General features: G+C 39.0%; 21 protein-coding genes. 17 read left to right on the forward strand and 4 right to left on the reverse strand.

All coding sequences use genetic code 11. The annotated features are described in order from the left end of the window. The first annotated feature begins 233 nt into the window (after nt 1–233). Complete coding sequence (gene rsmD / locus J2S11_RS02325; protein ID WP_307390383.1) at nt 234–803, forward strand: 16S rRNA (guanine(966)-N(2))-methyltransferase RsmD; 570 nt, start codon at nt 234–236, stop codon at nt 801–803. After that, on the forward strand, nt 803–1,288 hold the full coding sequence (gene coaD, locus J2S11_RS02330) for a pantetheine-phosphate adenylyltransferase (RefSeq protein ID WP_307390385.1): 486 nt from the start codon (nt 803–805) through the stop codon (nt 1,286–1,288). Before rsmD ends, coaD begins: the two co-directional genes overlap by 1 nt. Before the next feature lie 3 nt (nt 1,289–1,291). Here coaD and ylbJ read toward each other — a convergent pair whose 3' ends face one another. Next, the gene (gene ylbJ, locus J2S11_RS02335; RefSeq protein WP_307390386.1) at nt 1,292–2,515 is read right to left on the reverse strand and encodes a sporulation integral membrane protein YlbJ; all 1,224 of its coding nucleotides are present in this window, start codon (nt 2,513–2,515) and stop codon (nt 1,292–1,294) included. A 204-nt stretch (nt 2,516–2,719) separates the two neighbouring features. Here ylbJ and J2S11_RS02340 point away from each other — a divergent pair, with 204 nt between their 5' ends. Beyond that, a complete protein-coding gene (locus J2S11_RS02340) occupies nt 2,720–3,559 on the forward strand; it encodes a patatin-like phospholipase family protein (protein ID WP_307390388.1) in 840 nt (279 codons plus the stop codon). Further along, entirely contained in the window at nt 3,540–4,601 is a 1,062-nt protein-coding gene (locus J2S11_RS02345) for a SepM family pheromone-processing serine protease (RefSeq protein WP_307390392.1), read from the forward strand. The genes J2S11_RS02340 and J2S11_RS02345 overlap by 20 nt, the downstream gene beginning before the upstream one ends. 77 nt (nt 4,602–4,678) lie before the next feature. Here J2S11_RS02345 and J2S11_RS02350 read toward each other — a convergent pair whose 3' ends face one another. Then, nucleotides 4,679–5,905 carry a nucleotidyltransferase gene (locus tag J2S11_RS02350; RefSeq protein WP_307390394.1) on the reverse strand — a complete coding sequence of 409 codons (1,227 nt, stop codon included), beginning with the start codon at nt 5,903–5,905 and terminating at the stop codon, nt 4,679–4,681. 308 nt (nt 5,906–6,213) lie between these two features. On the opposite strand from J2S11_RS02350, the gene J2S11_RS02355 reads away from it, so the two are divergent. The 3 genes from J2S11_RS02355 to rpmF all read left to right on the forward strand — a co-directional run bounded on the left by J2S11_RS02355 (nt 6,214) and on the right by rpmF (nt 7,817). Beyond that, nucleotides 6,214–6,936 carry a Cof-type HAD-IIB family hydrolase gene (locus J2S11_RS02355; protein WP_307390397.1) on the forward strand — a complete coding sequence of 241 codons (723 nt, stop codon included), beginning with the start codon at nt 6,214–6,216 and terminating at the stop codon, nt 6,934–6,936. 102 nt (nt 6,937–7,038) lie between these two features. After that, nucleotides 7,039–7,584 (forward strand): YceD family protein, encoded by a 546-nt coding sequence (locus J2S11_RS02360; RefSeq protein ID WP_307390399.1) that lies wholly within the window; start codon nt 7,039–7,041, stop codon nt 7,582–7,584. A 56-nt stretch (nt 7,585–7,640) separates the two neighbouring features. Next, entirely contained in the window at nt 7,641–7,817 is a 177-nt protein-coding gene (gene rpmF, locus J2S11_RS02365; RefSeq protein ID WP_307390401.1) for a 50S ribosomal protein L32, read from the forward strand. A gap of 77 nt (nt 7,818–7,894) precedes the next feature. On the opposite strand, the gene J2S11_RS02370 is transcribed toward rpmF, so the two are convergent. After that, nucleotides 7,895–8,212, reverse strand: a complete 318-nt coding sequence (locus tag J2S11_RS02370; RefSeq protein WP_307390405.1) for a hypothetical protein — start codon at nt 8,210–8,212, stop codon at nt 7,895–7,897. A 331-nt stretch (nt 8,213–8,543) separates the two neighbouring features. Here J2S11_RS02370 and J2S11_RS02375 point away from each other — a divergent pair, with 331 nt between their 5' ends. From J2S11_RS02375 to J2S11_RS02405, 7 genes are all read left to right on the forward strand, one after another. Then, nucleotides 8,544–8,693 carry a hypothetical protein gene (locus J2S11_RS02375; protein ID WP_307390408.1) on the forward strand — a complete coding sequence of 50 codons (150 nt, stop codon included), beginning with the start codon at nt 8,544–8,546 and terminating at the stop codon, nt 8,691–8,693. A gap of 215 nt (nt 8,694–8,908) precedes the next feature. Next, the gene (locus J2S11_RS02380; protein ID WP_307390411.1) at nt 8,909–9,289 is read left to right on the forward strand and encodes a hypothetical protein; all 381 of its coding nucleotides are present in this window, start codon (nt 8,909–8,911) and stop codon (nt 9,287–9,289) included. 196 nt (nt 9,290–9,485) lie between these two features. After that, nucleotides 9,486–11,099 carry a spore germination protein gene (locus tag J2S11_RS02385; RefSeq protein ID WP_307390417.1) on the forward strand — a complete coding sequence of 538 codons (1,614 nt, stop codon included), beginning with the start codon at nt 9,486–9,488 and terminating at the stop codon, nt 11,097–11,099. Then, nucleotides 11,092–12,522, forward strand: coding sequence for a GerAB/ArcD/ProY family transporter (locus tag J2S11_RS02390; protein WP_307390420.1), 1,431 nt, complete (start codon nt 11,092–11,094; stop codon nt 12,520–12,522). Before J2S11_RS02385 ends, J2S11_RS02390 begins: the two co-directional genes overlap by 8 nt. Then, complete coding sequence (locus J2S11_RS02395; RefSeq protein WP_307390422.1) at nt 12,509–13,681, forward strand: Ger(x)C family spore germination protein; 1,173 nt, start codon at nt 12,509–12,511, stop codon at nt 13,679–13,681. The genes J2S11_RS02390 and J2S11_RS02395 overlap by 14 nt, the downstream gene beginning before the upstream one ends. Before the next feature lie 517 nt (nt 13,682–14,198). Then, complete coding sequence (locus J2S11_RS22370) at nt 14,199–14,948, forward strand: RsfA family transcriptional regulator (protein ID WP_307390425.1); 750 nt, start codon at nt 14,199–14,201, stop codon at nt 14,946–14,948. Between the two features lie 206 nt (nt 14,949–15,154). After that, the gene (locus J2S11_RS02405; protein WP_307390428.1) at nt 15,155–15,715 is read left to right on the forward strand and encodes a DJ-1/PfpI family protein; all 561 of its coding nucleotides are present in this window, start codon (nt 15,155–15,157) and stop codon (nt 15,713–15,715) included. A 125-nt stretch (nt 15,716–15,840) separates the two neighbouring features. Here J2S11_RS02405 and J2S11_RS02410 read toward each other — a convergent pair whose 3' ends face one another. Then, complete coding sequence (locus J2S11_RS02410; RefSeq protein ID WP_307390430.1) at nt 15,841–16,350, reverse strand: N-acetyltransferase; 510 nt, start codon at nt 16,348–16,350, stop codon at nt 15,841–15,843. A gap of 239 nt (nt 16,351–16,589) precedes the next feature. Between J2S11_RS02410 and J2S11_RS02415 the strand changes: the two genes are divergently transcribed. The 3 genes from J2S11_RS02415 to J2S11_RS02425 all read left to right on the forward strand — a co-directional run bounded on the left by J2S11_RS02415 (nt 16,590) and on the right by J2S11_RS02425 (nt 19,841). Further along, nucleotides 16,590–17,930 carry an acetyl-CoA carboxylase biotin carboxylase subunit gene (locus J2S11_RS02415; protein ID WP_307390433.1) on the forward strand — a complete coding sequence of 447 codons (1,341 nt, stop codon included), beginning with the start codon at nt 16,590–16,592 and terminating at the stop codon, nt 17,928–17,930. A gap of 20 nt (nt 17,931–17,950) precedes the next feature. Next, the gene (locus J2S11_RS02420; RefSeq protein ID WP_307390436.1) at nt 17,951–18,163 is read left to right on the forward strand and encodes an acetyl-CoA carboxylase biotin carboxyl carrier protein subunit; all 213 of its coding nucleotides are present in this window, start codon (nt 17,951–17,953) and stop codon (nt 18,161–18,163) included. Between the two features lie 139 nt (nt 18,164–18,302). Then, a complete protein-coding gene (locus tag J2S11_RS02425; protein ID WP_307390438.1) occupies nt 18,303–19,841 on the forward strand; it encodes an acyl-CoA carboxylase subunit beta in 1,539 nt (512 codons plus the stop codon). The last annotated feature ends 126 nt before the right edge of the window (nt 19,842–19,967 follow it).

Below are 19,967 nucleotides of genomic sequence, written 5' to 3' on the forward strand. Positions count from 1 at the left end.
CTACTCCAATTACGGGTAGATGGTCAATGGGAGAGGAGAAACCGGAGGAAGAGCTTATGGGGAAACGTAAGTCTTCTCCGCGGTTGTCTACGACATCATTGAGATGCCGATAATTCTATTATGATCAGTCACATGAAAAATATACCTTTACAAATTTTTTTTATGATAACATAGAGGTTGGACATCCTACAGAATAACAGGCTGTCTACAAATAAGAGTGAAATGGTGAAGATATGAGAGTGATTGCCGGAGAATATAAAGGGAGGTCTTTGCAGGCTGTTCCAGGAAAAAATACAAGACCAACAACGGACAAGGTTAAAGAGTCCATCTTCAACTTATTAGAGCAGCATTCTTTCACAGGGGGATTAGCCCTCGACCTATATGCTGGAACTGGTGGATTAGGGATTGAAGCGCTAAGCCGGGGATTAGACAAAGTTATTTTTGTAGATACCCATAAAAAAGCAATCAATATCATCAATCAGAACTTGGACAGTTTAAGCATATCGAATCAGGCTGAAGTGTATCGTAATGAAGCGAGTAGAGCCTTGAAAGCTATTATAAAGCGTGAGCTTAGCTTTGATTTGATTTTTCTAGATCCTCCTTATGCTGAGCAGCAAATTTCTACACAGCTAGCTGTTATTAATGATTATAATCTTTTAGCCGAAGAGGGAAGGGTTGTTGTTGAGACAGGAAAGGACACAGATCTGCCAAAGCAGGTTGGTCAGCTTCAGCAATGGAAGCATCAAAACTATGGTGAAACGGATATTCGTATCTATGTTCAACGATCGAAGGAGGATATGTAGTGAGTATGATTGCTGTGTGCTCAGGAAGCTTTGATCCGGTTACATACGGACATATAGATATTATTCAGCGAGCGGCTAAAATCTTTGATAAAGTCATCGTAGCGGTAGGAAATAATACAAAAAAGAATCCCTTATTTACTGTGGAGCAGCGTATGGATTTAATTCGCCAAGTAACGAAGGATCTTAATAATATTGAAGTGGATTCCTTTAATGGCTTACTCATCGATTTTATGCGCAAAAAACAAGCCAAAACGATTGTGAGAGGTCTGCGTGCTGTGTCTGATTTTGAATACGAAATGCAGGTAGCCTCCATTAATCGGAAAATAGATGATTCGATTGAGACTTTTTTTATGATGACAAACAACAAGTATTCCTATTTAAGCTCGAGCATTGTAAAAGAAGTAGCTAAGTATCATGCTTCAGTTAGTGAATTAGTTCCTCCTGAGGTGGAAGAGGCTTTGATGAAGAAGTTTGGGAAGGTATAATTTTTACGCCCTTTTGCGAAAACTTCTTCTATATGGAAGATAGATCGTTAGGAAACATAGACATAAGAATAAGCCAGAAATACTGACACTCCCAATAAAGTAAGACTGGGGTGACCAGTATTTTATTTGTTCTAGCATGGAAGTTGTCGGAAGGCTCGCTTGTTTAATAAATGACTGGAATGGCTCCCATAATAATAAGACACATAGGAAAGCAAAAATGGCGTGAAAAAATCTAGCTAAAAGATAAGGCTTATAGGAAAGATCTGTTTTAGCAATCATGCTTGCTACCTGAGCATGTACAGATAGACCACTCCAGGATATGATAGAGCAGGCGATAGCTGTTTTTAAGATTAGCGGTATGGCTGAAGAACTGGCACTTGCAAGCTGACTACCTAATGTGATTTCAAATAATCCAGCGAATAAGGAAGAGATTAATTCTGCTGGGAACCCCATGGGTATTAAAATCAGAGAAGCAATGAAAAAGAAGATTTGATCCAGCCTAATGAGATGCATAATAGAAAGAAGAACAGAAAATATGATAATGAAACCACCTATCATCAATAGGGTTTGAATAGCAGACGTAATGGCCTCTCCCATTAAAGTGCCTAAGGAACGTCCGTCCTGTACTCTGGCCCTATGCATGGCTTGTAACGCTCGATAAAGAATGCTTCTAGAAGGGTTCTGTTGGTTTTCGTTATGCGGTTCATTTCTATAAGAATGAAAGCGCATGATCAATCCGACAATAAGAGCAGCTACATAATGGGCAGCAGCAATGAGAATACCAAGTGTTGCATTGTGAAAAAAACCGACCGCTACTGCCCCGATCATAAATAATGGACCAGACGTACTACTGATCGCTAACAGCCTTTCGCCTTCTGACTTTGTTACTAGCTTTTGTTCACGAAGCTTCACAGTTAGCTTGGCCCCCATGGGATATCCAGAGGACACTCCCATAGCCATAACAAAGCCTCCAACTCCTGGGATACGAAATAAGGGTCTCATAAGGGGCTCAAGCCAAACACCGATAAAATGAACGACACCAAAGCCCATTAATAATTCTGCTGTAATAAAAAAAGGCAGGAGAGAAGGAAAAACGACATCCCACCAAAGGGTAAGCCCACGTAAAGAGGCTTCATAGGCTTGTTTGGGAAACAATACAATAGCAAAAACTAAGCATAAGGAAGCTAACGCTAACGCGCCCGTTTTTATGTATGTTGAACGTATCATACGAACCTCCATAGAAGCGTTGACTTGAAAAAGGTCATTGGAAATACCAAATAGGAAAAGTAGTTGGCTACAGTCAGATTGCATAAAGAGCTTGGCTTAAGACAAGTTTTTATATATATTACGAAAGAGAAAGAGAAAATAGACCTTTGAAGTTTTAGGTATGATTTGTCCAAAGTATAAATAGCTATTAAAGAGGTGACGAAAGTGACTGAGGGTACGAGCGAAGCAAAACCACAGAAGAAAAGCCGTCCTACGATTGGTTTAGCTCTAGGCTCAGGTGGAGCTAGGGGCTTAGCTCATATAGGGATCTTAGAGGTGTTTGAAGAGCATGGCATTACAATCGACTATTTAGCAGGTAGTAGTGCAGGTGCTTTAGTAGGTAGCTTATACAGTGCCGGGCTTACGCCAAAGCAAATCAAAAATTTTGCTTCCCACTTTCCTCGAAAATACTGGGTCGATTATACTGTACCTAAAATGGGTCTACTTTCAGGAGATAAAGTTAAAGAAGTTATCCGTTTGTTAACGAAAAAGAAAAATATAGAGGAGACTTCAATTCCACTTGCTATTGTTGCAACAGATCTGCAAAAAGGGGCACGTAAGGTTTTTACTGACGGTCCAATCGCAGAAGCCGTTCGAGCGAGCATTTCCATACCAGGAATATTCGTTCCCGAAATGATCGACAATACTTATTATGTCGATGGGGGGGTTATCGATCGAGTCCCTGTTTCAGTAGTAAAAGAAATGGGAGCTGATTTAGTTATAGCTGTTGATGTTTCTTTTGTAGAGGCTTTCCACCCGATTACATCTATTTTCGATGTCATAGCTCGATCGATTGACGTGATGGAGAGAGAAATTCTAAGGTACCGTATGCTAAATGCCGATGTACTCATCCGTCCAAAGGTAGGGAGTATAAGCCCTACTATGTTCACAGAGGTTGAACAAATTGTAAAGGAAGGAATGGTAGCGGCTGAAGAAGCTGTACCTACTATTAAGGCTTTGATAGCAGATTGGAAGGAGAACACTCATGAATCACACCAAGCGTAATAATAATCGTTTATGGCTATCCTTTATAGTTCTTATCATCATCCTTACCGCTGCTTATTTTTATCCCTTACCGTATTTTATTTCCTCACCAGGGGCAGCTGTTGAACTGAGCCCAATTATTGAGGTTGAAAATGGATACAGTGAACAAGGGACATTTATGCTAACTACAGTCAGAATGTCAGGGGCGAATGTGTTCAATTATGCTCTTGCTCAGTGGGATGAATATAGAGAAACCATTCCTAAGGAAGCGTTATTAAGAGACTATAAGGATGAAAGTGAATATACAGAAAGACAGCTCTTTATTATGAAGTCATCACAGGAAACGGCGATTTCTGTAGCTTATGAGCTAGCAGGTAGAGAGGTTATTGTATCTGACCGAGGAGTTATGGTAGTAGCTACAGTAGAAGGAATGCCAGCGGAACAGCATTTGAAGTTTGGAGATATTATTACTTCAGTTGATGATCGTGACATCGCTACGTCTGAAGAGTTAATTGCCTATGTGCGCACAAAACAGGAGGGCGATGAAGTAAGAATTAAGTACAGAACAAATATGGAAGAAAAAGAAATTACACTTGCTCTGTCCGCTTTTCCTCATGAGGATATTGAAGGAGCGAGTGAAGAGCAGCCTAGAGCAGGTATTGGCATTTCGACCATGACGAAGCAAGAAATTGAGGTCAACCCACCAGTGAGTATTGATACAAGACGTATTGGAGGACCATCAGCGGGGTTAATGTTTACGTTAGAAATTTATAATCAGCTCACGCCCGAGGATATTACAAAAGGATACGCTATAGCAGGAACGGGAACGATGAATCCAGAAGGTAAAGTTGGACGTATCGGAGGCATTCATCAAAAAATAGTAGCTGCCCACAAAGCTGGTGCTGATATCTTTTTTGCACCATATGAAGAAGGAGCAGAGGACTCCAACTACAATCGAGCTGTGGAGGCAGCTGAGGATATTAAAACATCAATGAAGGTTGTGCCTGTGGATACGGTTCAAGATGCATTAGATTATTTAGAATCACTACCGTCAAAAGATTAATAAAGCTTTAGAGCCTAGTAAACTTGAAGGTTGTCCTAAACTTAAATAACTTGATTAACTTGATTAATTATAGATAATTACTTGATAGCGATAGGGGGCTGTTTTAGCTCTCTATTTCTGTTTTCAGTACTTTGTTTGGCAAATCCTTGTGAATAAATCCTTGAGGAATGAATATCCCAATCGAGCATAGCCGGATGCTCTTTTTTGATCGCAGAAATCAAAGGAAGCTGAAGCTCCTTTTTTGATTGGTTTAAAAGCTCCCGGCCTTTAGTTGAGTAACCTAACAAACGAAGATAGCTTGCTCCTTGCATAAGCTTCAGTTGATCAGCAGATAGCTTTGGAAACTGGTGCAGGATATGCACAAGCATTCTCTGAATCCTGTTCCATGTGTAACGCTTTGTTTTGGTCTGTTCAATTAGCTCCTTAATGGATAAGGAGACAGATGCCTTATCCCTTAGACGATACTCAATTCCTTCCTCAATTTCATATAAGCTTTTGACCTGTTCAGGTGATTGGGAAAGCAACGTATGAAACAGCTGGGGTGCGAAGCTCTCCCATGAGATTGGTCCTTTCCCTTGTTCTGCCTCACGTAGTAAAATATCGAATGTGAAGTCAGGGACATAGTTTCTAATTAGATTCCATGCAGGGGATTCAGCATCAAATATAGCTTTTCGTATGCTAGTTGCACTGGCGATATGCTGATCAGAAAACGAGGTATCGTTATAGCCAGCTTTTTCTCGTTTGATGGTGGTTGGCTGAATCTGGCTGTTCAATTTCTTTAAAGCTACTACATACTGTAACCCTAATATGTTATTTGGCTGCTTTAAGAAAGCGGGATCTTCATTTGGCAAGCTCATTTCCTCTAAAGCTGTCATATAGGCTTGGGGATAACTAATACCACTCTTCATTTCTGATCTGATCTTTTCCTTCAAAGCAAGAGGCTCGTTGACCAGTTTGGCAGCATAGTTTAGAAATGGGTTTATCTCACCGTGCTCCGAACCGAAGCATAAATGTGTGACAAAAGGAAGCTGGTGGAGTATGGAAATAGCTCCAAAAGCAAAATGCTGAGCATGCTGTGTGGCAAACACATATGGAAGCTCTAAGACTAAATCAGCTCCCATACGTAACGCCATTTCCGTACGTGCCCATTTATCCACTAGAGCAGGTTCACCTCTCTGCAGAAAGTTCCCACTCATGACAATGACAGTGGCATCTGCTTGAGTTGTTTTTTTCGCTTGCTCAAAATGAAAGTAATGTCCATTATGTAAAGGATTATATTCAACAACCAAGCCGACAACACTCATTTCATTCACCTCCGAAATGTAGCATGAAAGTTTGCACTTTCTTACATCTCATTCTTGTTATATTTATTATACCAACTATTTTTTCTCATGAAAAAAAATCTCCTTAATTCTTCTTACGGGAGAGAATTTATGTGAAGGAAAAGTCTATTGTTCAAGTAGGCTATCGATCACAGTGAATAAATTTTTCATGATATACTAGTAGAAGCATTTGGTCTGACTAGTTCTTAGGCTAGATTCCTAGTTCTAGTTTTAGAAAAAGTATAGAGAAAAATAATAAAATGCTGGAGGGAGAATGAGAGAAATGGGGAATGTTCAGTATTGCCACCGGAAGAATCAAAAGCTCGGTTATGAATTATGTGCATCAATTACCTATAAATGTACCTGGAATTTTATATAATGGTGGATTGGTTTATGATTTTAATCAGGATAAACCATTATGGAACAGCTCTTTACCAGATGAAATATATGGCATCGTTCCAATGCTACAGCAACAATTCCCTGAGCTAGGCATAGAAATTTACAGTGATGAGAAAGCTTATTTTATCCAAGAAAATGCCATTACAGATCTCCACAAATCAAAAGAGTCCATTACAATCTGCTATGATCCAGTAGATCAAATTGCTTCTCCATGGGAAAAGATTATTTTAGTGTGGGATCCTGAAAAATTGGAGAAGGTTGAGCAGTTTCTGCAAGTGCTACAATTGCCGATGCATCTGGTTCGTTCAGAATCTTTCTTTTTAGAAATTCTACCTAAGGGAGTATCTAAGGGAAGTGCGTTACAGCATTTATTTCGGGAGAGTGATCTCAATCCTAAGTATGTAGTAGCTATTGGGGATAATATGAATGATTTTGAGCTACTTCAGGAAGCGGAAATCGGAGTGGCTGTAGAAAATGCTCATCCAAGGCTAAAGGAAGCTGCTGATGTGATTACTGTTCATCATAATCAACACGCCATAGCAGCTATTATTAAGGATATGCAACAGCTACTAGCAGAAAGTAGCAAAGTAGAAAAGAAAAAGATCGCTTTTTAATGAGTGGGAAACTTGAAATGAAGTGAGAAATGATCTCATGAAAAGTTGACAAAAAGCCTATGAACACGATATAATTACTTCTGTTGCTTTGAGGTGATAAGAATGAAGATTGAGAAGAAATCTTGCTTTGAGTTAAAAGGAAAACAGATGACTCTGGAGCATACTTATGAATTACCTCATTTGGTTGAGCAGAATAAGCAGCTTCTTGCCCTATCTCCAGCTAAATTCAGCGGAAAAGGGGAAATGGAAGCAGGACTATTTATAGTCAAAGGTGTAATTGTAGGTCAATATACACTACCTTGTTCACGTTGTTTAACCGATGTCATCTATGATTATGAACAGGACATAGAGGAACTATTCTCTTTACAGCCGAGCATTTTACAAATTGAAACTGAAGAAGATGAGGATGACCTGACAGAGGAAATACATCCTGTACATGGTCAGGAAATCGATCTTACTCCTTATATAGAGGAAGAGATTCTGATGTCCATTCCGTTTGTTCCTACGTGTCAGTCAAAAGAAGAATGCGAAGCAAACCAGGTTCTTGAGGGAACAGGCTGGTCTGTACTTACAGAAGAAATGAAGAAGAACAAAATTGATCCTAGGTTAGCGGATTTAGCGAAGTTATTTGATCAGAAGAAAGATTAACTCGCTTTAATTTCCTATACATCCTATGTATACTTTCTTGAAGGGGGTGGAGTAACATGGCAGTACCTTTTAGAAGAACTTCTAAAACTCGCAAAAACAAGAGACGTACTCATTTCAAACTATCTGTACCTGGAATGGTAAAATGCTCTCATTGTGGAGAATTAAAGCTAGCTCACCGAGTATGTAAATCTTGTGGAACTTATAAAGGTGAAGATGTAGTAAATAACGACTAGTTAATATCTTTATCAACCAAAAAATCCGACTAGAGTAAAATCTCTAGTCGGATTTTTTGTTGAACTGATTGACTAACTTACGCGTAGCTCATCTGCTCTAATACTTCGTCTGCTTTTGCTACATCGTTTTTATGGACAAGTAGCTGCAGTGATGATTCTGGTGGTGTAAAGCCTGAAAAATTAGCAGGATGATTATGTGCTGGAACAGCGTTATCTTGAGGAACATTTTCTAATTTACAACGTATATCATGCTCCTTTAGATAATCGTATTTTTCTCTTATATCATCCGTATGCTGGCTAGAAGCTACAGAATATACCTTCCAAGTCGTTTTTCTATACCACACGATCCCACCAAAGATCACTACAATAGCACCTAAAGCTATTAGAAATTCCATGATCAAACACCTCCTATAGGATTTAGCCTCTTATTAAGAAAGAAGCTAGTGGACATTTCACCTTCCATTGGATTAGAAGGATTCTTACTATTTTCGATACCCCTTATGAGAAGATATAAACCCTACTGGCTTAAAAATAAGCAAATCTCCCTCTTTTATTAACCATCTTCTATTTAGTCTTAAAAAACTCTTACTTTGTTCATAATTTTTAATAAGTAGATCACATTTTTGTAACAATTATGGGGAACATAACAAATACGTAAGCGAGAATAGCTTACTTGCTTTAGATAATAGCAAATAATAAATAAAAACTATTTAGGAGGTTTTATCAATGAAAAAGCTTGCTTTGACACTAGCGTTAGTTGGAGTGTTTGCCTTTACAACAGGATGTGCTGACGTAGAGCCAGGTCCAGATAATGACATGGACATGGAGACCCCAGGAACTGACATGAATGAGGGTGGAGATGGCATCGGAGGTTAAGCTTCCGTACCGTTCTACTTAAAGTCTTTATAAAGACTGAAAAAAGCTTGAGGGATTTCCCTCAAGCTTTTTTTATAGGATTCATTGAATAGACCTCCTCCTCTTTTTTATGATGGTGACTGAAGCTTTACAGGTGGATGAGCCTAATTTCCCTATCTTGGGTATCGTGGGCAAAAAGGAATGAATATCATGTAGATGAAAAAGGAGGAGGTTCAATGAATCACGAGTTTCATTCCCATAGTCACGATTTAAAACAGGTATGTATCACTTATGTTCATCATTATGTAAGAATAAAAATACATGATGGAAAAACGTATGAGGGTATGATTGAACATGTGGATGATCAAAACGTTCATATGATTGCCCCTGATATGAATCCTAGGGTTTCACAAGATTTTGAAATGAGTAATATTACTCAAGTAAATGATTCAGGACAATATGAAAGACAATTTTATCCTGGGTATTACCCCTATGGATATGGTCCTTACGGATATGGATATGGATATGGATATGGACCATTCTATCCGGGATATAGGAGGTTTGTTCTGCCTCTAGCTGCACTGTCTGCTTTAACCCTACTTCCATTCTTTTGGTAATACGAAAAATTGTAGTTCTCTGCAGTTCATGAATAAGAATTTATATTCTATAGATCCTTCTTACTGGTTGTGGTAAGGAGGATCTTTTTATATAGGACCATGTCTCACAGCCCTCTTGCCCTAGAGGATAATTTTACATGGTTTGGTTACATTAAGGGATGAAGAATTTTTAACTTAGGGAACGGGGTTATAGACGATGAGCAGTAACTGGCGTAAACCGATCCGTGCACGAGAATTTAGAAAGCATAAGCAACGAAAAAAATATGAAAATGAGATTCTGGAACATTTAGACCATATTGATTTAAGCAGAAGCATCGAAGAGAACCTAGAAATGGTGCGCAAGGTGTTCGGTGAGTCTGATGATGTCGTCCTTCGTGAGTTTAATATAGCTACTGAGAGTAGGCTAAGGGCAGCTATTGTATATATAGATGGATTAACAGATCGAAATGTTATTGATGAATATATTTTAGGTGGACTTATGATTGATCTTGAGGGGAAGCTCAATGAAGAAGAGGGCAGAAGTCCTGAACATTTATTTAATTGGATAAAAGATAAGGGATTAACGATTAACGAGGTTGGTCAAACAAATAAATTAAGAAAATTAATAGATAGTATTTTATCTGGGGATTGTGTCATTCTGTTTGATCGGGTTGATACAGCCTTGCTAGCTAATGCAAAAGGCTGGGAAAAGCGAGGTGTTCAAGAGCCTCAGACAGAATCTGTTGTTAGAGGGCCAAGAGACGGATTTGAGGAGACACTAAGGGTAAATACAGCCTTAGTAAGAAGAAGACTTAAGGATCCGAATCTAAGAGTGAAAAATCTACAGGTTGGACAAAAAACACATACGGATATTTGCATTATGTATATTGAAGGAGTAGTTGATCAAGACGTATTAGATGAGCTTTTGCGAAGGGTTTCGGAAATTAACACAGACATTATCATTGAAAGTGGATATATTGAACAGTTTATAGAAGACCATCCGTGGTCTCCATTCCCACAAATTCAGAATACTGAAAGACCAGATAAGGTCGTAGCTAATCTTGCTGAGGGTAAGGTTGCTCTTTTTGTAGATGGAACACCGTTTGTTCTTATTCTACCCGCTTTATTAACCCAATTTTATCATAGCCCTGAGGATTATTATGAGCGTTTTATTATAGGGACCCTAATCAGATTCATTCGAGTGTTGAGTATGCTTATTGCCTTATTACTCCCTTCTCTGTACATTGCCTTTTCTTCCTTTCATCCTGAAATGATACCTTCAAAGCTAGTTATAGCGATGGCTGCGGGTAGGTCAACGGTACCATTCCCTTCGATCCTCGAAGCGATGCTGATGGAAATCAGTATAGAAATATTAAGAGAGGCTAGTATCAGACTTCCTGGACCTATAGGTCCAACAATAGGAATTGTAGGAGCTCTAGTGGTGGGGCAGGCTTCCGTTCAAGCTGGAATCGTTAGCCCTATCATGGTTATTGTTGTTGCTCTAACAACAATCGGTTCCTTCGTATCGCCAAGCTATAATGCAGCAATTGCCTTAAGAATGCTACGTTTTCCAGTCATGATTGCAGCGGCTATGTTTGGACTGTACGGCATTATGCTCTTTATCATTGTGATTATTATTCATTTATGCTCTATTAAATCCTTCGGAATTCCTTACATGGCTCCCTTTACACCTATGAGAACACAAGATAGTAAGGATACTATAATAAGAGCTCCGTTATATATGATGAAAAAAAGACCATCACCATTCGAATCTAAGAATAAGCAGCGCATAGCTTTAAATTCTTTAAAGAAAGAGGATCATAATGAGTAGATGGAATCAAACCCCTATTGGGCAAAATCAATCAGACATGAACTCATCCACAGCTGGCTCAGCGATACAAGGGAGGGAACAACCGAATACTAAACAGCAAGCTGTCATAGCTCCACGACAATCACCATCTTTAATAGCTAGTACAATTATTGGGGTAGGTGTACTTACTCTTCCTAGAATCACATCTCAGGCTTTGAGTGAAGCTGCTTGGATAAGTACATTGGCTGGGGCTTTGATAAGCATTGGAGTTATTTGGGTTCTAACAAGATTAGGTTTGAGGTTCCCATATATGAGTATAGTTGACTACCTTCCTATTATTTTGGGCTCCTCCAAAAAAGGAATTGGTAAAGGAATAGGAATAGTTCTTACGTTCCCTATTGTCATAGGGATCTTGTTTTACTGGCTGGGAACAACCGCTTCGATATCTCGAACATTTGGAGAGGTAGTCGTTGGAGCAGTTCTTGTTCATACTCCTATTGAAGTGCTTATAGCCACGATGCTGCTCCTTTCTTTTGTTCTTACTATGTACGAGGTTGAAGTTTTGGCTAGGGTGAATGAAATTTTGCTTCCGATTATTGTGGTACCTGTTCTTTTTATAGCCCTCCTCTCCTTCCAAAGCTTTGAACTCGATAATATTTTGCCTATATGGCCAGATCTAAGTATAAAGCAGTTTTTATATGGCATACTTATTACTTGCCTCGCTTATCAGGGATTTGAAATCATTACAATACTTTCTGCATACACACATGTTTCGAAAAAGAACAGTCGCTTAAATATAATAGGGGTCATCATTCCTTCTGTGATCTTTTTGTTAATTGTTATTGCAGGAATATCTGTATTTGGAGTGGAGGAGCTTGATCAACTTATGTGGCCCACCCTTGAATTAGTTAAAGTTACCCAGGCCCCAGGACAAGTTCTTGAAAGAATGGAATCTGCCTTTTTAGGTGTATGGGTAGCTGCTGTATTCAGTGCATCTGCTAATTTATACTATGTGTCCACCATTCTTATAAGTAAGTATTTCAAATTAGCTAGGTATAGACGCTGGGTATCCTTGGGCTTATTACCAATTATATTTTGGTTATCTTTGCTCCCAAGGAATGTCATACAGCTGTTCGATTGGCAATTGCTTTTAAGTTTTGCCGGAGCAATTATAACGTTTGTACTACCTATTCTTATGCTACTGCTTGCTATTGTGCGTAAAAAAGGTGTTCGGCAACCCCCTTATGAGGATGGAAATGAAGATGAAAACGAGAGTGACTCATCTAGCTCAAGGTCAAGGAAAACATCTCCAAATAACAAAAAAGGAGAAACAGCTAACGACGGTTCAAATTCAAAGGAACACAATACAAGCTCCACAGAAAAAAGAAGCAAGGGAAATGATCAAGGAAATAAAAGTAGGGGGGAGAGTATTGAAGAAGATTAATTTTCAGGATCATCAAAAGACATTCCTACTCCTTTCTATCTGTATCATTTGTCTCCATCTTACTACTGGGTGCTGGGATAGGCGGGAGCTGGAAGAGCGTGTATCTGTTTTAGGAGTTGGGATTGATGTGATTGAAGGATCGGAGGAGGGTGAAGAGTTATATAAAATCACCTTGCAAATTCCTATACCCATCATGATTGCTGGTTCAGCAGAAGGTGGTGGTGGGGGTGGGATCGGTGCAGTTAGAGTCATAAGTTCTACGGGAACAACTGTACTAGATGCTATGAACAATATTCAGCAACGCTTGAATCAGGAGGTTTTTTTGGGACACGCAAGGATCATAGCTATCAGTGAAGCCGTAGCTAGAAAAGGGGTAGAGGATATTCTAGACGGTTTTAGAAGAGAACCTTCCATCCGTCGTTTATTATGGTTTATAGTTGTTGAGGGTGAAGCCAGTAATTTAATGTATGTGGATCCGAAATTAGAACAAATTCCTATCGTCTATACGATGACCATGATTAGAAATGGTGTAGACACAGAACGTATTCCGGATTTCAACTTAGGAAGATACTATATAGCTGAGTCAGATTCATCAAAACAGCCAGCGTTAAATTATATCCAAGTAGGAGAAGAAGACGTCTCTTGGAAGGGGATAGCCTTATTTAAGAAAGATATGATGGTTGGGGATTTAGATTCGAAACAAAGCTGGCTTCTGATGCAAATGAGGGAGGAGGATCTTGGAGGTGATTTCCTAGTTTATCCTAGAGAGAATAACCGAAGATCGCATATCCTTATTCGACCTAAGCAAATTAATACAAAAGTAAAGACTAAAATAGAAAATGGACAGGTTCAAGCTCACTATGAGGTCTACATGCAAGCCGACATTCTTGAAGAGATCCATGAAGGAGATATATCTTATGCATATAGAATAGATGAGCTATCCCTAGCTACGAAGAAGGATTTTGAAGAAGCAGCAGCAGAGGTCATTAGACTTATGCAGGAAGAGTTTCAAACGGATGGCTTACAGTTAGGGAGTAAAATAAAAGCCCGTCATTATAAAGAATGGAAAAACATGGACTGGAAACACAACTTTACGACTGCAAAAATCGATGTAAGCTATAAGGTAGAGCTTAGAAGAATAGGAATGAAAATAAAATAGGAATATATTCCTATTTTATTTTCATTTTGATAAAAATTCTACAAAAAGGAATCTAATCGATTATACTTAGCATATTATTATTCATTTCGACATAAGGCCCGCTAGTGAGATGATTTTAGTAGAGTTATACTAACGATAGGGGCAATAGATATGCTAAAACATTCCATCATAAACAAAATGAAACAGCACAATATTGATCCTCAGGAGATGACAAAATGGACAGGTGTTCCGATGTCCATATTTTCTAACGACCAACATGAGATCTCCTTATCTTCCGCACATCTCCTAATTAAAACTTTCTTGTCCAAAAAAGAAAAAGAATATATGATTGAGTATTGCTGTCTCTTCCATGAAGAGGCTATTTGATTGAAACCAGTATCTCACAAATAGAATTTTTAACAATATAGTCTGTCGTTTAAATAGTCTTGTATTTGGACATACTTTTAGTAGTAACTTAAGATTCTATGAACTCTAGTAACTGCATAGAAATAATTAACGAACTATTGGAGGGATGAAAATGACAGCAACAAGACAAGATGCTTGGACTGAAGATGATGATCTACTGCTAGCTGAGGTAGTGTTACGCCATATTAGAGAAGGAAGCACTCAGCTTAACGCATTTGAGGAGGTAGGCTATAGATTAGCAAGGACATCTGCTGCTTGTGGTTTTAGATGGAATAGTCTAGTACGAAAAAAATATGAGTCAGCTATCCAGATCGCTAAAGCTCAGAGGCAGCAGAGAAAATCAAGAGGTAAAAACCGCTATATTACTGACCACTCAATGCCAGCAGAAAGAGAGCACTTACCTCGCTATACTCAACCAACTCATGAGGATACGGTGCATCCGTTACTATCTAATTTTGGCTATGAATTTGATAATGCTAAGGAAATGATGAAGGAGAAAGCAATATCTGAAAAAAGCTTTTCAGATTCCACAGTTTCTGAGCAAAACGGTGAGGTTAGCTTAGATCAAGTGATAAGGTTCCTAAAACAGCAAAAGGATAGCTTTAAGAGATTAGGTGCTTTAGAGAAGGATGTACAGTTCAAGGATGAGGAAATCAAACGCCTGCGTGATGAAAACCATAAGATGCGTAAAGAGCTAGGGACTGTACAGACCGATTATCAGACGATGAATGATGACTATAAAGCGCTAATTAAAATTATGGACCGAGCTAGGAAACTAGCTTTTCTAGGAGAAGAAACAGAGGATAAAGTTAGCTTTAAAATGGATAAAAATGGAAATTTAGAGAGGGTAGAAAAATCTTAAAGAAGATTATGTTCAAGAAACAAGGATAGCATATGAAAAGCACAAAAACTTCCGATCATTACTAGGTCAGGAAGTTTTTTAATTTACATTTAATCATATTTGTTACTTCACTTATATTAAGTATACCATATTATGTATCCAAATATAAGACTTATGTTGAACGAATCGGAATTGTAGAATAAAAAGAGTTGGAAGGAGGGGGCTTAGTGAAAAGAGCTGCTTTTATTGCATATGATGATTGTGCTATTTGGCAGGTAGCTTTGCTGCAAAGGTTTTTAAGAAAGGCAGAATGGGAAGTTACAACCATTACTCTTGATGGTAAAGATGTCATCACAGATGGGGGCATGAAGCTAAAGGCTGATACATCTCTAAGCGAAATTGATTTAAGTGAATATCATTTGTTGCTATTTCCCGGAGCTGGTGGAAAGGTTCCAGAACAGCTTCTTGGGAGCGAGAAGCTACATCAATTAATAAATTCCTTTAAAGGTTTGATTGCAGCTAGCTGTGCTTCGGCTTTATTTGTGGCAGCTGCGGGCTTATTAAAGGACAGGACGTTCACAACAAATGAAGTGATCATGGATAGATACAGTGTAGCACTTGCAGAAGGTAATTATGTCGATCAAGATGTATGTGCAGATCACAATCTGATTACGAGCAAGGGTTATGCTCACGTTGAGTTTATGAGAAAAGTATTAGAGGAGCTTGGGCTTATGAAGCAAGACCCTAGACTTGAGAATATGACGTTAAAACTAGGAAAGAATCAATAAGTTTTTATCTGTCTTAATCTTACTAAAATATGTGTTATAGCATGTAACAAATAAAACACTTTAGGCAGATTATCATCATGCTTAAAGTGTTTTATTTCATTTAATCTAATCTAATCTAATCTAATCTAATCTTCTTTAGTTTCTACTTCGACACTTTCTTCAATCTCTTGTTCAACCGTACCTTCAGGAAGCCAAATATAAGGATTTTCCCCACGATCCCTAGTTGGGTTATATTTTACAGGGGTAAAGCCCATTTTTGTCCAGAAATCACCAGACGCCTGTCTAGCATTAGTTTTAATTGGAACGCCAAAGCTTTTTGCATATTCCACAAGGACTGAGCCATAATTACGGTCACGATAATCCTGCATAACCTCTAGCTTCCAAAGCTCAAAATATCCTTTTGGTGGCGAGAAGTATCGATCATATTTTCCACTAATTTTATATAAACTCATACGAGCAACGAGCTTATCACCGTAATAAATGCCATAAAAAGGTGAATTACTATCATCCTCGATAATATTCGCTTGGAGATCCTCAAGCATAGAAAGCTCCTCTAAGCCGTACTCCTTAAACTTTTGAAACTCTTCTAATGTTTTGTAGTTAATTAGTAAGCGTTTTACTTCTGGTTTCTCCATCTTTACGCTCCTTTCAATATCAATTCTAGATCTTTATTGACCCTCTACTCTTTATTATACTATAGATGCTTCCATTTCATAAAGCTTCTTAAATAAAAAACAAGTAAAAGAGTAGAATTTTTATGAATTCTGGAGAGAGGGAAAAGAAGAAAAAACATGGAGGATTATTGAACAGAGTGACGAATACACTTCTATAGGCATCTTATGATTTTAATGAAGGAAGGAAGGTGGAGAAAAAAATGAGTAAGGGCAAGGTTCTCATTGCTAATCGAGGAGAAATAGCTAGAAGAGTAAATAAAACCTGTCAGAGGTTAGGCTATCAAACAATTGCTGTATACTCAGAGGCGGATCAGCAGCTACCGTATATCCAAGAAGCAAATGAAGCTGTCCTGATTGGACCAGCGCCAGTCAACCAAAGCTATCTTCAAATGGATCGAATTATCGAGAGTGCCTTAGAAAAAGGGGCAACAATGATTCATCCGGGCTACGGACTACTATCCGAAAACGCTCAATTTGCTCAGAAATGTACTGAGGCTGGTCTCATCTTTGTTGGGCCTGAGCCGAAGGTTATTAGGCAAATGGGAGATAAGCTGACAGCGCGAGAATGGATGAGTGAAGCAGGAGTTCCTATAGTACCTGGTTTACAAGAAGAAGCTCGAACGCTAGAGGAGGCACTAGCTCAGGCCGAGCAAATGGGTTATCCTGTCATGCTTAAGGCAAGTGCAGGTGGTGGTGGAATAGGTATGCATATGTGCTATTCAGAGGAAGACATTAGGAAGTCCTTTCCTTCAGCTAAAAATAGGGCAAAGGCGTACTTTGGAAATGATGCGATGTACGTGGAGAGGTATATACAAAACCCTAGGCATATTGAGGTACAAATAGCTGGTGATTCCTTTGGAAGCTTCGTTCATTTATATGAACGAAATTGCTCTATTCAGCGTAGACATCAGAAGGTGCTTGAGGAAGCTCCTTCACCGGAACTGAGTGACCAAACGAGACTGGCCATCTGTGAAGCTGCTGTAACTGCAGCAAAGGCCGTACAGTATACGGGATTAGGTACAGTCGAGTTTATCATGGATGAGCAAGAAAACTTTTATTTTCTAGAGATGAATACGCGTATACAGGTAGAGCATCCAGTCACAGAAATGTTGATTGGTGTAGACTTGGTAGAATGGCAGCTTTTAATAGCTGAAGGTCTTCCGCTCCCACTGAATCAGGAAGAAATTAAACCAAAAGGACATGTGCTTGAGTTAAGAGTGTATGCTGAGGATCCTGTCTCTTTCTTACCTGCTCCTGGAACAATAACACGCTATGAAAGAGTAGCAGGTGATGGAATACGATTTGATGATGGAATAGAACAAGGAAGTATTATTACTCCTTTTTATGATCCGATGATTGCCAAGATTATTGTAAGCGGTTACAATCGAAGTGAGGCGATTGCTAAAGCTCAGCATACTCTCTCAGAGCTAAAGCTGGAAGGCATTAAACATAATGTACCTTTTTTAAGCAAGGTTTTACAGAATGAGATTTTTAAGCAGGGAGGCTACTCCACAAATTTTGTTTCTGAGCTTCAAAAGTAAGAATAGAGAGGAAGAGGGAAATGAAAACAATTAGTTCAACAATGGCAGGTAGTATCTTTTTAATCAATATTGAGGTAGGAGATCAAGTAGCTGCCGGGCAGGACATTATTATTTTAGAGTCGATGAAAATGGAGGTTCCTGTAACGTCCAATTCCGACGGTGTAGTCAAAGAGATTCGTGTTCAGGTTGGGGACTTTGTCAATGAGGGAGATCCGTTGGTCATTATAGAGTAATGATGACAAGCAACAATGACATTCAGTTTAGGTGATTCTGAGCTTTTAATACGAAATTGATTATGGTGTTCCCATAAGATGAACGGTCGCTCAGTATATATTAACTTGACCATGTACTAGACAGAGAGGAGGAATTAGGATGTCCAAGGAAATGGAAGATACATTAAGAGAAAGAATATCCCAAATAGAACAAGGTGGAGCAGAAAAATATCATCAGAAGCTTAAAGAGCAAAATAAGCTATTTGTCCGTGAACGATTAACAAAGCTATTTGACGAGCAACCTCTTACTGAGGATGGAAGGTTTGCAAATTTCGCAGTAGAGGGCTTGCCTGCTGATGGGGTGTTTACCGGAATTGGAAAGGTCAATGGGCAGAAGGTATGTGTTATGGCAAATGATTCTACTGTTAAGGCAGGATCCTGGGGAGCAAAAACAGTAGAAAAAATTATTCGGATTCAAGAGATGGCTGAGAAGCTACAGATACCCCTACTATATCTTGTAGATTCAGCAGGTGCTAGAATTACCGATCAGCTTGAGATGTTTCCAAATCGTCGAGGGGCAGGCAGGATTTTTTATAACCAAGTGAAGCTTTCGGGTGTTGTACCACAGGTGTGTATTTTGTTTGGACCTTCTGCCGCAGGAGGAGCGTATATCCCGGCGTTTTGCGATATTGTGATTATGGTGGATCAAAATGCTAGTATGTATCTTGGCTCTCCACGTATGGCGGAAATGGTCATCGGAGAGAAGGTAACTTTAGAGGAAATGGGTGGAGCTGAAATGCATTGCTCAGTCAGTGGCTGTGGTGATGTACTGGCCAAAAATGAAGAGGAAGCCATTCAGCTAGCTAGGTCTTATCTGACCTATTTTCCGTCGAACTATAAAAGCAAGCCGCCTAGGAGAGAGTCTTTAAAGCCAAAAGAGGATTCTACCCCAATTGAAGAGCTAGTACCTACTAATCAAAATCAACCTTTTGATATGTATGAGCTCATTGACAATATTATCGATCAGGGTTCCTTCTTTGAAATGAAGAAGCTTTTTGCGCCGGAGCTTATAACAGGCTTTGCTAGATTAGAAGGACAAACAATCGGAATTATTGCCAATCAATCAAAGGTAAAGGGCGGCGTTTTGTTTGTAGATTCAGCTGATAAGGCAGCAAGATTTATAACGCTATGTGATGCTTACCATATCCCGCTGCTTTTCTTAGCTGATGTCCCGGGCTTTATGATTGGAACAAAGGTAGAACGGGCAGGGATTATCCGTCACGGAGCAAAGATGATTTCAGCCATGTCTGAAGCAACTGTGCCTAAAATATCTGTAGTTGTACGTAAAGCGTACGGAGCTGGTCTATATGCAATGGCAGGCCCTGCCTTTGAGCCGGATGCATGTTTAGCTTTACCGACAGCTTCTATTGCTGTAATGGGACCAGAAGCTGCTGTGAACGCCGTGTACAGTAATAAAATTGCTTCGTTAGAAGATCCTCAAGAGAAAATCAAATTTGTGCAGGAGAAAAGGAAGGAATATCAAGAAAACATCAATATCTATAAGCTTGCTTCAGAATTAATCGTTGATGATATCATTCCGGGGTCTGAGCTGCGAGAAGAATTAAGGTCAAGATTTGAGGCTTACTCGACAAAAAATATGTCTTTCTCTAGCAGAAAGCATCCCGTCTATCCTGTTTAAAAGTATTGTTTAAAAAGTTGTGATTCCTTTACAATTTAATAAGCTCCCCTTGAAGTAGATAGTTGATTGTTAAGCTGTTTACAACAAGGCGGAGCTTTTTTAAGCGGTGTATGAATGGTATGATTA

The sequence above is a fragment of the Bacillus horti genome, from assembly GCF_030813115.1.
Lineage (GTDB): Bacteria > Bacillota > Bacilli > Caldalkalibacillales > JCM-10596 > Bacillus_CH > Bacillus_CH horti.

Excerpts from the sequence above, each read along its gene's own strand:
- rsmD (WP_307390383.1), top strand. The coding sequence starts at position 234 with ATGAGAGTGATTGCCGGAGAATATAAAGGGAGGTCTTTGCAGGCTGTT.
- ylbJ (WP_307390386.1), bottom strand. The coding sequence starts at position 2,515 with ATGATACGTTCAACATACATAAAAACGGGCGCGTTAGCGTTAGCTTCC.
- J2S11_RS02345 (WP_307390392.1), top strand. The coding sequence starts at position 3,540 with ATGAATCACACCAAGCGTAATAATAATCGTTTATGGCTATCCTTTATA.
- J2S11_RS02350 (WP_307390394.1), bottom strand. The coding sequence starts at position 5,905 with ATGAGTGTTGTCGGCTTGGTTGTTGAATATAATCCTTTACATAATGGA.
- J2S11_RS02355 (WP_307390397.1), top strand. The coding sequence starts at position 6,214 with ATGTTCAGTATTGCCACCGGAAGAATCAAAAGCTCGGTTATGAATTAT.
- J2S11_RS02360 (WP_307390399.1), top strand. The coding sequence starts at position 7,039 with ATGAAGATTGAGAAGAAATCTTGCTTTGAGTTAAAAGGAAAACAGATG.
- rpmF (WP_307390401.1), top strand. The coding sequence starts at position 7,641 with ATGGCAGTACCTTTTAGAAGAACTTCTAAAACTCGCAAAAACAAGAGA.
- J2S11_RS02370 (WP_307390405.1), bottom strand. The coding sequence starts at position 8,212 with ATGGAATTTCTAATAGCTTTAGGTGCTATTGTAGTGATCTTTGGTGGG.
- J2S11_RS02375 (WP_307390408.1), top strand. The coding sequence starts at position 8,544 with ATGAAAAAGCTTGCTTTGACACTAGCGTTAGTTGGAGTGTTTGCCTTT.
- J2S11_RS02380 (WP_307390411.1), top strand. The coding sequence starts at position 8,909 with ATGAATCACGAGTTTCATTCCCATAGTCACGATTTAAAACAGGTATGT.
- J2S11_RS02385 (WP_307390417.1), top strand. The coding sequence starts at position 9,486 with ATGAGCAGTAACTGGCGTAAACCGATCCGTGCACGAGAATTTAGAAAG.
- J2S11_RS02390 (WP_307390420.1), top strand. The coding sequence starts at position 11,092 with ATGAGTAGATGGAATCAAACCCCTATTGGGCAAAATCAATCAGACATG.
- J2S11_RS22370 (WP_307390425.1), top strand. The coding sequence starts at position 14,199 with ATGACAGCAACAAGACAAGATGCTTGGACTGAAGATGATGATCTACTG.
- J2S11_RS02410 (WP_307390430.1), bottom strand. The coding sequence starts at position 16,350 with ATGGAGAAACCAGAAGTAAAACGCTTACTAATTAACTACAAAACATTA.
- J2S11_RS02415 (WP_307390433.1), top strand. The coding sequence starts at position 16,590 with ATGAGTAAGGGCAAGGTTCTCATTGCTAATCGAGGAGAAATAGCTAGA.
- J2S11_RS02420 (WP_307390436.1), top strand. The coding sequence starts at position 17,951 with ATGAAAACAATTAGTTCAACAATGGCAGGTAGTATCTTTTTAATCAAT.
- J2S11_RS02425 (WP_307390438.1), top strand. The coding sequence starts at position 18,303 with ATGTCCAAGGAAATGGAAGATACATTAAGAGAAAGAATATCCCAAATA.